The organism is Tenacibaculum sp. AHE14PA, from assembly GCF_019278465.1.
Taxonomy (GTDB): domain Bacteria; phylum Bacteroidota; class Bacteroidia; order Flavobacteriales; family Flavobacteriaceae; genus Polaribacter; species Polaribacter bernardetii.
In genome coordinates this window covers 708,215-721,531 of sequence record NZ_CP058983.1, presented here as the reverse complement: position 1 = coordinate 721,531, position 13,317 = coordinate 708,215, and the positions used below count along the sequence as shown (strand labels likewise).

Below are 13,317 nucleotides of genomic sequence, written 5' to 3'. Positions count from 1 at the left end.
TCAATAACTAAAAACAAGATAGCATTGTTAATTAAATTGTTGAAAACAAAATCAGCTAAACGTAAATAGGCACTGTTCTTGTAGTACATTTATATACATTCAAATATGTAGCTTATGTCGATATTGAAATTTGAATCTATGTTGAAAACCAACGATGTATACTTTTTTGACGCGGTTGAGTTTGAAACAATCATCGAACATTATTTAAACATAGCCAAACATTCTTTGGCAAAAAAAGCTGTGCAACTTGGGTTGGAGCAACATCCTACTTCTATTCAGTTGAAATTAATGAAAGTAGAAATTCTAATTTTCGAAAACGAATTAGAAGAGGCTACTAAAATGCTTCGTGCTATAGAAGCTGTTGAATCTCATAATGATGAGGTTTTTATACAAAAAGCATTGATTTTATCTAAAAAGAAGAAACATGTTGAGGCTATCGTTGTATTGAAAGAATCTTTAGATTTTATCGAAGATCCAGCTGATATATGGTCGATGCTAGGAATGGAATACTTGTATTTAGATGATTTTGAAAATGCACGGTTAAATTTCGAGAAATGTGTGGAAGATGATTATGAAGATTATTCATCACTATACAATATTGTATACTGTTTTGATATGCAAGATAAACATGTAGAAGCTATACAGTTTTTAAAAAAATATGTAGATAAAAACCCGTATTGCGAGATTGCTTGGCATCAATTAGGGAAACAATATGCTGAATTAGGAATGCATAAAGAAGCGCTGACTTCTTTTGATTATTCCGTGCTAATTGATGAGAGTTTTATTGGTGGGTATTTAGAAAAAGCAAAAACCTTAGAAGAGCTAAATAACTATGAAGAGGCTATAAATAATTATTTAATTACGTTGGAGTTAGATGATCCTACCGCTTTTGCTTACATCAGAATAGGGAAATGTTATGAGAAATTAGAAAACATGCATACTGCCATTCACTTTTATAAAAAAGCAGTGCATGAAGATCCCTTGCTAGATAAAGCATGGATGTTGTTAGCAAATGCTTATTACAATGACGGTAACTTCCAAAAAGCGTTGTATTACGTAAATAAGGCAATAGAAATTGATGAGATAAATGAGCTGTATTGGAAAAGGTCAGGAGATATCAACTTAAAGCTTAATTTTTACGAAGAGGCTGTAAAATCTTTTTACACGAGTATTGAGTTAGGGGAGCAGGGTTTAGATGTTTACACTGCATTAGCGGATATATTATTGTTTTTAGGAGATTTTGAAGATGGTTTAAAAATAGTAATCAAAGCTAAAAAAATATATAAAGAAGCTGCTGAGGTAGAATATCGATTGTGTGGTTTATTTATGATTCTTGATAAAGAGGGGTACAGTTTAACGCACTTAAAAAATGCATTAGCAATCGATTATAAACACCATTCTATTATTAAAGAATTATATCCTTCAGTTTATGAGAATAAACAGATCCAAAAAATTTTATTGAGTTATAAGAAGGCTATTAAATAATAAAAACCCTTAAAATATATTTATTTTAAGGGTTTTTAATTTCTAAGAAATACGTTTCCAAATTTTTGTTAAAATACACACACATACTAGGGTGAGTGCAGATAAACCAGCGGCTAATAGAGTGTTGCCATAAATCCAATTACCAGTAGCAAATAAGAAACTATATACACCAATTGTGCCTGTTATAAATCCTACTATTTTTATACCTACATTTTTGAATTTATCTTCTCCGTCAAAAATTAAGGTTTCAAATTTATGAATGGTTTCCGCATCACTAGGTTGTGTTACAAGAGTGACTAAAATCCATCCGATAGTTGTAATTACTACCCCAATTATCAATTGCCAATAACTAGCAATTTCGATAAAAGGGGTTTCCATTTTTCCGTTGATAAAAAAGAATACTGCAATAACAAAAGAAATAGCCATCGCAGCAATTTCACTATACGGATTTATTCTGCTCCAAAACCAACGTAAAATAAATAGCAATCCAGTTCCGGCTCCGATTTGTAATAATAAATCAAAAACGTCTTTAGCAGATTGTAGGTAAAAAGAAAATAGCGCTGCAAATAGCATTAATAAGACAGTTGATACTCTACCAACGACTACTTTTTGTTTTTCAGAAGCATTTTTGTTGATAAAACGACTATAAAAATCGTTTACCAAATACGAGCTTCCCCAGTTTAATTGAGTTGAAATGGTACTCATAAAAGCAGCAATTAACGAGGTTAGTACAATTCCTAATAATCCAGCAGGTAAATAAGTCATCATAGCAGCATAGCCAACATCATGTCCTTGCATTTCAGGAGATAAGCTAGGAAATGCTTGATTCATACTTTCTAAACTCGGAAAAATCACCAAAGAAGCCAATCCAACAATAATCCAAGGCCAAGGGCGTAATGCATAATGCGCAAAATTGAAAAACAAAGTTGCCCAAGTGGCATTTTTTTCATCTTTAGCAGCCAACATTCGTTGCGCTATATAGCCACCACCACCAGGTTCTGCGCCAGGATACCAAGTACTCCACCATTGCACGGCAAAGGGAATTATAAATAAAGTGATTAAAGATTCTGTATTCGAAAAATCAGGAAGCATCGCTAGTTTGTCATGCACGTTAGGGTGACTTAATAAATTAGATAAGCCGTTTATTTCAGGTAAGTTGATGATGTAAATAGTGGCCCAGACCGAACCGATCATCGCGATTATAAACTGAACAAAATCGGTAAGTAAAACTCCTTTTAATCCTCCTAGAGATGAATAAATAACAACAATAATAGACGAGTATAATAGCATTTCACCTTGTGAAATACCTAATAAGATATTGGCAATTTTTGCGCCGGCCAAACAAACTCCAGCCATGGTGATAATATTAAAAATTACACCTAAATAAATAGCTCTAAATCCTCTTAAAAATCCTGCTATTTTACCAGAATAGCGTAATTCGTAAAATTCTAAATCAGTACTAATTCCAGATTTTCGCCATAGTTTTGCGTAAAAGAAAACAGTAAGCATACCGGTAAGTAACATTGCCCACCAAACCCAGTTTCCTGAAACACCATTTTTACGCACCAATTCGGTTACCAATCCAGGAGTGTCGGCTGCAAATGTGGTAGCAACCATCGAAACACCTAACAACCACCAAGGCATATTTCTACCCGATAAAAAGAATTCAGTACTGCTTTTTCCTGCAGATTTAGAAGCCCAAAGACCTATAAGTAATGAGAGGATAAAAAATCCGATGATAATAGAATAATCCAGCGCGGTTAATGTCATGTAGTTTTTATTTAAAAAAGCTAAATGTAGTTAAATATTATGATACGTTAAATTTCAATTGAAATGAAAAATGATTTTGTATATTTATATATAAAATGACTTAAAAGCATTAAATTTGATGTTCGTCTTATGGGAAAAATAAAAAAAATAGCAGTGATGACTTCCGGAGGAGATGCTCCAGGAATGAACGCCGCAATCAGATCGGTTGTAAGGACTTGTGCATATTATCGTACTGAGTGTATGGGAATCTATAGAGGTTACCAAGGTTTAATAGAAGGAGATTTGGTACCGTTTACAGCTAGAAGTGTAAATAATATCATTAACAAAGGAGGTACTATACTTAAAACAGCACGTTCTAAAGAGTTTATAACAAAAGAAGGGCGAAAAAAAGCTTACGAAAGTTTAAAAGAAAACAAGGTAGATGCACTAGTGGTTATTGGTGGTGATGGTTCTTTTACAGGAGGAGTGGTTTTTAATAAAGAATTTAACTTTCCGGTAATAGGAATTCCTGGTACGATAGACAATGATATCTATGGGACAACGCATACCATAGGCTACGATACTGCATTAAACACTGCAGTTGAGGCAATAGATAAGATTAGAGATACGGCATCGTCACATAACAGACTTTTCTTTGTGGAAGTGATGGGAAGAGATGCAGGTTTTATAGCTTTAAATGCCGGAGTCGGAGCAGGAGCAGAAGAAATTCTAATTCCAGAAGAAGATTTAGGGCTAGAAAGAATGCTAGAGTCTTTAAAGAAAAGTAGACGAACAGGGAAGTCATCAAGTATTGTTGTGGTTTCTGAAGGAGATAAAACAGGTAGAAATGTTTTTGAATTAGCGGATTATGTAGAAAAAAACTTGCCAGAATATGAAGTGAGGGTTTCCGTTTTAGGACACATGCAAAGAGGCGGATCGCCAACGTGTTTCGATAGAGTTTTAGCAAGTAGATTAGGTGTAAAAGCAGTTGAGTTATTGCTAGACGGACAAACGAACTTAATGGTTGGTTTACAAAATAATATGGTGGTTGCTACCAATTTAGAAAAAGCAATAAAAGGTCATAATGACATAGATATGGAGTTGCTAAGAGTCTCTGATATTATGACAACATAATTTTTAATAAGAATATTAAATAGTAAAGTGATGATAAAAGTAGGAATTAACGGATTTGGAAGAATAGGTAGATTAGCTTTCCGTTCTGCCATGAAAAGAAACAATGTGCAAGTAGTTGCCATTAATGATTTGTTAGATGTAGAGTATTTAGCCTATTTGTTAAAGTATGATTCGGTTCATGGTCGTTTTGATGGTGAAGTAACGGTAAAAGACGGTAACCTAGTTGTAAACGAACAAATTATTAGAGTATCAGCTGAAAGAAATCCAGAAAATTTAAAATGGAACGAAGTAGGAGCTGAGTATATTATTGAATCAACAGGTTTTTTTACAGATCAAGATAAAGCAGCGTTGCATATAAAAGGAGGTGCTAAAAAAGTAATTATTTCAGCTCCATCAAAAGATGCTAAAATGTATGTGATGGGAGTAAATCATGCTGAGATGAAAGCAGACGAACTTATTGTTTCTAATGCATCTTGTACAACAAACTGTTTGGCGCCATTAGTAAAAGTTATTAATGATGCTTATGGGTTGACGGAAGGATTAATGACAACTGTTCATGCAGCAACATCTACTCAGAATACTGTTGATGGACCAAATAAAAAATGGAGAAGAGGTCGTTCTGTAATAAACAATATTATACCTACTTCTACCGGAGCTGCAGAAGCAGTAACAAAAGTAATTCCGTCTATGAATGGTAAATTAACAGGAATGGCAGTAAGAGTTCCTGTAGCAGATGTTTCATTAGTTGATTTAACTTTTAAAACTGAAAAAGCAACGTCATTAAAAGAAATTATGGCAACTTTTAAAGCTGCTTCAGAAAACGAATTTAAAGGCATAATAGGATATACTGAAGACGAAGTTGTTTCTCAAGATTTTGTATCAGAAACAAGAACTTCTGTTGTTGATGCTGACGCAAGTTTAGAGCTAAATGAAAACTTTTTTAAAATTATTTCTTGGTATGATAACGAGTATGGTTATGCAACGAAGATTGTTGATTTATTAGAGTATTCAGCCTCTTTATAATAAAAAGAATATAAAAAATATCAATTCCCGCTTATAGCGGGAATTTTTAGTTAATTTTAAAACGATGGAAATAGCAATTATAGCACATGACGGAATGAAAGCAGAAATGGTTCAGTTTTTAAATGAACATAAAACTATTTTACTTCAAAAAAACATATCATTAGTATCAACAGGAACCACGGGTTCTAAAGCTGAAAAGGCAGGTTTTAAAGTAACGAAGTTCTTATCTGGTCCTTTTGGTGGTGATGCTCAAATAGCAGCAAGGGTTGCTGAGGGTAAATGTAATATGGTGTTGTTTTTTAGAGATCCTAATGAAAAACATCCACACGAGCCAGACATTACTATGTTATTGCGTTTGTGTGATGTACATGATGTTCCGTTAGCAACAAATCCTGCAACCGCAGAACTGTTAATGAAGGCATTGTAAATAAAAAAAGTATTCTTATTTAAATAATCTATTTTGAAATTAGAATAATCAATAAGAATTAAAACTTTAAGAAAACCCAAATGATACATTTAATAGTAGGGAATACTGGTTCGGGAAAAACAACATACTCGGCTGAACTAAAAAAAGAAACAAAAGGTGTTGTTTTTTCGATTGATAAATGGAATAAAACGCTTTTTCTTGCTGATAAAAAAGCAACAGATGGTTTAGAGTGGTTTTTAGAAAAAATAAATAGAGCAGAAAAAGTAATACTAGAATTAGTAGAGCAGTTAGAGAGTTCAAAAACAGACAGTATTCTAGATTTAGGATTGTCGAAGTTTGAGCATAGAGAAAAATTCAGACAATTTGCAGAAGCTAATGGTTATGAAATTAAAATCCACTTTTTAGATATTTCAAAAGAAACACGATTTAAAAGAGTTTTAAAAAGAAATAGTAAAAAAGGAGATACGTTCCAGTTTGAAGTAAGTAAAGAAGATTTCGATTTTATGGAAACTTGGTTTGAAAAACCTACTGAAAAAGAACTTAAATATGGAGTGATTATTACCGCTTAAAATTTCGTGGAACTTTAAAATAAACTAGCTGTTAAAACTTCTATTTAACAGCAATCATACTAATCTCTACATTTACAAACTTAGGTAAATTTGCAACTTCAACAGTTTCTCTAGCAGGTGCAGTAGCTTCATTAAAATAGTTAGCATACACGCTGTTTATTTTAGAAAAGTTATGCATATCAGAAATAAAAATAGACGATTTTACTACGTTTTCAAAAGTCATTTCAGCAGCAGCTAAAACTTCTTTCATGTTTTCCATAACTTGTTTTGTTTCAGATTCAATAGAATCCATAACTAATTCACCTGTTTTAGGATCTAAAGCAATCTGACCAGAAGTATATAATGTGTTTCCGCTTAAAACAGCTTGGTTATATGGTCCAATAGGAGCAGGAGCTTTACTTGTTGTTATAATTTTTTTCATCTTATTTATAGATAAATTTAAAATTGATTAAGTATTCTTTTTTAGAATAAAGCTCTATCTGGCGGCTTGTTTTTGTCCCATTTTAAATCACTTAAAACAGATGATTTTACTCCGATAAAGAAGTTATAAGAAGAGTTTATTCCGAAAGGGGTCCAATTAAAATTCAATCGCCAACTATCTAAATCCCTAGAAAAAGAAAGTCTTGTGTAAGTAAAAGCGTTCTCTTTAACATCATAACCAGATGAAAAACCAACGTTCCATTTAGGCGTTAACTCTACGTTTCCGCTAAACATTAAAGAATTACTACCAACACTACTTGTAAGTCCGTTATCTGAGTAGTTTAAGGCGTAAGCTAAATTTAGTGTCCATGGTATTTTAGCACCATATAGTTTTGTTTCTTTTGTTTCGCTTTTATTCTGTTTGTTATCAGGGTTGTTGGGGAAGCCATTTGTAGGCGACATGTTTTCTCCAAACAAATCAGGAGTGTCTTGTGCACCATTTCCTGAGTTTTTAGACTCCTCTTTATCGCCTTCTTTTTTCTTCTCAAAATCTTTGCTAGATAAAGAGTAGTTAGCGGTAATACCAAAGTTAGTAAGTCTTAAAATATTAGCATTAAACTTATTTATTCTTTGTCCTTCATTATTTACCTGATAAGGATCAAATCTTGCATTGGCATTTAAAGCTAATTTGTCTTTAAAAAGCCGCGTTCCTGCATTTGCAGTAACAGGACTCCAGCGTAAGCTATCAGCAGCTATATTGTAGCTAGTACTAAAATTTAAATTATTAAGAATGGTGACTTTTGTATCTTCCTCATCACTATCGGGATCTTTCGGAGCAACTTTAGCTTCTAAAACATTATTAACAGAAATACCAATAGAGTTTGAAACACCACTTCCTGGCCTGCCATATATTCCTCCTTCAAAAGGAGAATAGGTTAGTAAATCAGTGGGGTCTGAACTTTGTTGAACTTGTAAGTCGTAATTTTCAGCAAAATCTGGTCTGTATCCATAAGAAATAGAAGGTCTAATTGTATGTCTTATGGCTTTTAATCTTCCTTTTTTAAAGTTAAATGTTCCATAGATGTTTGTTGATAAAGAAACTCCTAAATTGTATTCGTTAAAACGGTTAAAACCACTAATAGTATCGTTTACAACTGTACCTAAATTACCACTTGAATTAGTAAGTGTAGGATCATATTTTTTATTGATTTTATCAAAATACCAAACATCCTTATAGCTAACACTTGGTGATAATGTAAAATATTTAAAAGCCTTTAAGTTTGTGTTGGTACTTAAACGATGTTGAATTCCTTTTTTTGCTGTTCTAAACATTTTATCAGTAAAAAACTCATCATCAGTAGTATTTATTTGATACTGACCTTGCATACTGTAGTTCAAACCCATTTTCTGAATAGGATTGGTTTTAACTCCGTTTTTACCTGCAAAGGGGTAAATACGATCCATATTTAACTGCAAAGATGGAAGCGTCATTGTTATTTGTTCGGTATTGGTGTTTTGTGAATGTGTTGCTGTTACATTTATATTAAAAGGAGTGCCAACAAATTTTTTGTAATATGAAATAGATGAACTTAAGGTGTTTGTTAAAAACTGAGAATTGTTAAATTCATTTAATGATTGCCTATAATAAGTACTACTACCTAAGTTGACAGAAGCAGAAAAACGAGAGTTTGGACTCGATTTAGTATCTTGACTATGGCTCCAACGAAGATTAAAGTTAGACGATTTACTATAATTACTTAACCCTCTAATTCCCTGAATTATATTTTCATAACGAATACTAAAATTACCACTAAATTTATAACGAACATAATAATTAGAATCAGCCCTTAATCCCCAACTTCCGTTGGTGTAAAGATCTCCTAAAACAGTTAAATCAAAATAATCACTTAAAGCAAAGTAGTATCCACCGTTTTGTAAAAAGAAACCTTGACTGTTACTATCACCATATGAAGGAATAATAAAACCAGAGGTTCTTTCATTGGTCATAGGAAAATAAGCGAAAGGTAAATATACAGGTGTAGGAACATCAGCTAAAACTAAATTACTACCACCTACAATTATTTTTTTACCAGGAACTAGTTTTGCTTTACTTGTTTGAATGTAATAATCTGGATTTTTCTTTTTAGAGGTTGTAAAACGAAGTCTTCGCATGTAAATAGTAGAGTCATTTACACGTTTTGTTTTTTGAGCATAGGTTATAATTTCACCTTGCACCGTTTTTACACCGTAAACTAGTGCTTTTTTTGTTTTAAAGTTGAATAAAATGGAGTCTTGCTCAGATTCTTGATTACCTTGTTTAAAAACGGGACGTTGATGATAACCTAAACTGTCTTTTATTCCTTTAGCATAAACAGTATTGTTCTTATAGTCTAAAACAATTATACCTGCCTTTAAATCAATATCAGTATAAATTACCTGTGCTTTGTTATATAAGGTTACAGTTTTGTTTTTTGCGTTTTGTATTGTGTAATCTTCTGCATTGTGTGTAATGATTCCATCAATAACTTCTTTAGGCTTAATAGAATCGTTTACAATCGAATCATTTTTTAGGTTTAATAAATCGCCTTTTTTTAAATCAATCAAACTATCTTTTGATATATTTAAAATTGGCTTTTTTTTAGATTTTTGAGAAGGAATTCCTTTTTTATCAAAATCTTGAGCTACACTTAATTGAAAACAAAAAAGGTAGGAAATTAAAAGTATGTAAGTTAGATTTGTTCGCAATGTTATAAATACTATTTTTGTGTTATATTTAAAAACTTTGGCGTACTATTTGAATGCCTAAATATAAAATCCAAAAATAGTTAAATTTTATTGATGCAATTCTTAAAATTACGTAAATATAATCACTTGAAAAATTATTTTTTATTTTTAACCACAATATGCATGTTATTGGGGTTTACAACAGCGCTTTCTGCACAAAAAAAATATACTATTGTTTTAGATGCAGGTCACGGAGGAAAAGATCCTGGTAATATAGGTAATGGTTATAAGGAAGCTAAGGTTGCTTTAAGAATCGCTTTAGATGTAGGTAAAGAATTATCAACAGCTAGAGATGTTGAAGTTTTATATACTAGAAAGAAAGATGTTTTTGTAGAGTTACATAATAGGGCAAAAATCGCAAACACTAAAAAGGCAGATTTATTTGTTTCTATTCATTGTGATGCTTTTCATAAGTCAGAACCTAACGGAGCAGGAACATTTGTTTTAGGATTAAGTGGTAATAAAGAAAATTTAGAAATATCTAAACGAGAAAACGCTGTAATTTTATTAGAGGATAATTATAAACAAAATTATGATTATGATCCTAATTCACCTGAATCAGTTATTGGTTTATCAGTACTTCAGGAAGAAAATTTAGATAACAGTTTAGGTATTGCAAGTTTTATTCAAAGCAATTTTGTTTCTATTAAAAGAGTTAATAGAAAAGTAAAGCAAGCTAATTTTTTAGTGTTAAGAGAAACTGTAATGCCTAGTGTTTTAATAGAGTTAGGTTTTTTAACAAATAAAAAAGAAGGTAAATTCTTAAATACCAGAGCTGGACAGATAAAAATGGCAAAAGCAATTGGTGATGCTATTAAAAAATATGTAGACAGGTTAAAGTTAAATACGATTCAGAATACCGTAATAGCTAGAGCAGAGGAGAAAAATCCGATAGAAAAAAAGATTGTAAAGGAAGTTAGTGTGCCTAAAAAAGTAGTTAAAGTAAAAACATCAACGAAAAAGACCACAACCAATATTGCAAGTAATAAAATACAACCATCAGGAATTGCTTTTAAAGTGCAAATTGCAGCATCAAAAAGAAAGTTAAATAAAAATAATTTTAACTTTAGAGGATTAGAAAATGTTGAGTCGATGTTTATAGGTGATTACTATAAGTATTATTACGGAACCTCTTCTAGTTTTGTAGATGTGAAAAAGACTTTAAGTGCAGTGAAAAAAATGGGGTTTAAGGGTGCTTGGGTTGTTGCTTTTAAAGATGGACAAAAAATTCCTATCAAAGAAGCATTGAAAAACCTTTAATTTAGAGGTGTTCTATATTTATACTTTCAAAATTATTACTATTTTCGTGCTATAACTTTTTTATATGTCAAAAGAACTAAAAACGGGTATTGTTGCTGTACTAATTATAGCCGTATTTATATGGGGATTCAATTTCTTAAAAGGTCAAGATTTATTTAGTGGTAGTAGCAGATATTTTTATGTTGAATACAAAGATATTAACGGCTTAAATAAAGCTAGTGCTGTAACTATTAATGGTTTAAAGGTTGGTCGTATTGATGATATTTCATTTGATGCAACTCCAGAAAAACAAGGTGTTTTATTGGTGAAAATTTCTTTAGATACTGATTTTAGCTTCTCTAAAAACAGTATTGCTAAAATTTATTCAGCAAGTATAATGGGAGGGCAAAGTTTAGCTATTGTTCCGACATACAGCGGAGAAACGGCCGTTTCAGGAGATTATCTTAAAGGAGAGGTAGAATCTGGTCTTTTTTCTTCAGTAGAAGATAAGTTAGAACCTATTCAATCTAAACTACAAAATGTGTTGGTAGGAGCCGATACATTGCTAACTGGATTGAATACCGTTTTAGATGAAAAATCAAGAAAAAGCTTAAATAGAAGTATTATAGGTTTAGAAGGAACGATTTCTGATGTTCGAAAAACATTAACATCTGTAAATACTTTATTATCTGATAATAAAGAAAACTTAAACGCAACCTTAGCAAATACTAAAAAAATTACTGATAATTTTTCTAAAATATCTGACGATTTAGCAAAAGCTAATCTAGGAGAAACAGTTAATAAATTAGAAGCAACATTAGCAAACGTAAATGGTTTATTAGCAAATATGAAGGCTGGTAAAGGAACTTTAGGTAAGTTAATGACCGACGATAAAATGTACACAAACTTAACCAATGCCTCTAAAGAGATGGAAGAGTTGTTACGTGAAATGAAATTAAATCCAAAACGATTTGTTCATTTTTCATTATTTGGTAAAAAAGCAAAACCATATAATGAAGAAAGTAATACCAAAAATGTAAGTACGAAGTAACTTATAATTATTAAAAACTAACAAAACTTAATACTTAAAGAACGATGGAGAAATACATGCCTAACATCTTTTTTGCAGCTATTTTAATTGCGGGAATAGGATTTTTTGTAATGAATGTTCGAAAACTTGTCCGAAACATAAAATTAGGAAAAGATATAGATAGAACAGATAGAAAACCTGAACGTTGGAAAAACATGGCTAAAATAGCCTTAGGACAATATAAAATGGTACGTCGCCCAGTTTCTGGAATTTTACACGTAGTAGTTTATGTAGGTTTTATTTTGATTAATATCGAAATGTTAGAAATCGTTATAGACGGTTTATTTGGTACACATCGTGTTTTTCAACCAATCTTAGGAGATGCTATCTATGGATTCTTAATTGCTAATTTCGAAATTTTAGCAGCCTTAGTTTTTATAGCTGTTGTTATATTTTGGTTTAGAAGAAATATCGAAAAAGTAAAGCGTTTTTGGAGTAAAGAAATGACAGGTTGGCCTAAAAATGATGGAAACATTATTTTATATTTCGAAATGGTTTTAATGTCGTTATTCTTAATAATGAATGCTACGGATGCTGCTTTTCAAGAATCAGGAGCGGGAAATGTAGTTTCTCAATTTATAGCGCCTTGGTTTTCTGGGTTTTCACCAGAAGCATTACACACTATAGAAAAATCAGCTTGGTGGGTACATATTATAGGTATTTTAGTTTTCTTAAACTACTTATATTACTCTAAACACTTACATATTTTGTTAGCTTTCCCAAATACATTTTTCGCAAATTTAAAGCCAAAAGGACAGTTTAATAACTTAGAAGCTGTTACGAATGAAGTAAAAATGATGATGGATCCAGATGCAGATCCGTATGCAATGCCAGAAGAAGGAGCAGAAGAGGAAGTGCCAGCAAAGTTTGGTGCGTCGGACGTTACCGATTTAAACTGGGTACAGTTAATGAATGCATATACGTGTACAGAATGTGGGCGATGTACATCTTCTTGTCCTGCAAGTTTAACGGGTAAAGAGTTGTCGCCTCGTAAAATTATGATGGATACCCGAGATCGTTTAGAGGAGGTAGGGAAAAACATCGATGCAAACAACGGTATATTTAAAGATGACGGAAAGCAGTTATTAAATGATTATATTTCTCCAGAAGAATTATGGGCATGTACAAGTTGTAATGCTTGTGTGCAAGAATGTCCTATAGGTATTGATCCTTTATCTATTATTATGGAAATGCGTCGTTATTTAGTAATGGAAGAATCTGCAGCTCCACAAGAGTTAAATGCAATGATGACCAATATCGAAAATAACGGAGCACCTTGGCAGTATAGTCAACAAGATAGATTAAACTGGAAAGACGAAGATTAATCAATACATCAATTTGACAGTGTAATTATTGTCAGTTCGAGTGATTTTTCTGGAGAATGAAGAAAAATTGTA

General features: G+C 31.9%; 11 protein-coding genes. 8 read left to right on the top strand and 3 right to left on the bottom strand.

The genetic code is table 11. The features are described 5' to 3' along the window. Nucleotides 1-138 precede the first annotated feature (138 nt). Complete coding sequence (locus H0I30_RS03260; RefSeq protein WP_255554315.1) at nt 139-1,485, top strand: lipopolysaccharide assembly protein LapB; 1,347 nt, start codon at nt 139-141, stop codon at nt 1,483-1,485. A 42-nt stretch (nt 1,486-1,527) separates the two neighbouring features. Here the strand turns inward: H0I30_RS03260 and H0I30_RS03255 are convergent, their stop codons facing one another. Beyond that, nucleotides 1,528-3,255: a sodium:solute symporter family protein gene (locus H0I30_RS03255; protein WP_218772883.1), complete on the bottom strand. Its 1,728-nt coding sequence runs from the start codon at nt 3,253-3,255 to the stop codon at nt 1,528-1,530. Between the two features lie 129 nt (nt 3,256-3,384). On the opposite strand from H0I30_RS03255, the gene pfkA reads away from it, so the two are divergent. The 4 genes from pfkA to H0I30_RS03235 all read left to right on the top strand — a co-directional run bounded on the left by pfkA (nt 3,385) and on the right by H0I30_RS03235 (nt 6,387). Beyond that, nucleotides 3,385-4,368: a 6-phosphofructokinase gene (gene pfkA / locus H0I30_RS03250; protein ID WP_218772882.1), complete on the top strand. Its 984-nt coding sequence runs from the start codon at nt 3,385-3,387 to the stop codon at nt 4,366-4,368. Nucleotides 4,369-4,398: 30 nt separating this feature from the next. Then, nucleotides 4,399-5,391: a type I glyceraldehyde-3-phosphate dehydrogenase gene (gene gap / locus H0I30_RS03245; RefSeq protein WP_218772881.1), complete on the top strand. Its 993-nt coding sequence runs from the start codon at nt 4,399-4,401 to the stop codon at nt 5,389-5,391. Between the two features lie 64 nt (nt 5,392-5,455). Beyond that, nucleotides 5,456-5,818: a methylglyoxal synthase gene (locus H0I30_RS03240; protein WP_218772880.1), complete on the top strand. Its 363-nt coding sequence runs from the start codon at nt 5,456-5,458 to the stop codon at nt 5,816-5,818. Nucleotides 5,819-5,898: 80 nt separating this feature from the next. Further along, nucleotides 5,899-6,387, top strand: a complete 489-nt coding sequence (locus tag H0I30_RS03235; protein ID WP_218772879.1) for an ATP-binding protein — start codon at nt 5,899-5,901, stop codon at nt 6,385-6,387. A gap of 40 nt (nt 6,388-6,427) precedes the next feature. Here H0I30_RS03235 and H0I30_RS03230 read toward each other — a convergent pair whose 3' ends face one another. Further along, entirely contained in the window at nt 6,428-6,808 is a 381-nt protein-coding gene (locus H0I30_RS03230) for a Rid family detoxifying hydrolase (protein WP_218772878.1), read from the bottom strand. Between the two features lie 41 nt (nt 6,809-6,849). Then, on the bottom strand, nt 6,850-9,552 hold the full coding sequence (locus H0I30_RS03225; protein WP_218772877.1) for a putative LPS assembly protein LptD: 2,703 nt from the start codon (nt 9,550-9,552) through the stop codon (nt 6,850-6,852). Nucleotides 9,553-9,678: 126 nt separating this feature from the next. On the opposite strand from H0I30_RS03225, the gene H0I30_RS03220 reads away from it, so the two are divergent. The 3 genes from H0I30_RS03220 (at nt 9,679) to H0I30_RS03210 (ending at nt 13,245) form a co-directional block, all read left to right on the top strand. Then, complete coding sequence (locus H0I30_RS03220; RefSeq protein ID WP_255554316.1) at nt 9,679-10,851, top strand: N-acetylmuramoyl-L-alanine amidase; 1,173 nt, start codon at nt 9,679-9,681, stop codon at nt 10,849-10,851. A 64-nt stretch (nt 10,852-10,915) separates the two neighbouring features. Further along, on the top strand, nt 10,916-11,881 hold the full coding sequence (locus tag H0I30_RS03215; RefSeq protein WP_218772875.1) for an MlaD family protein: 966 nt from the start codon (nt 10,916-10,918) through the stop codon (nt 11,879-11,881). Nucleotides 11,882-11,925: 44 nt separating this feature from the next. After that, nucleotides 11,926-13,245 (top strand): 4Fe-4S dicluster domain-containing protein, encoded by a 1,320-nt coding sequence (locus tag H0I30_RS03210; protein ID WP_255554317.1) that lies wholly within the window; start codon nt 11,926-11,928, stop codon nt 13,243-13,245. Nucleotides 13,246-13,317: the final 72 nt, after the last annotated feature.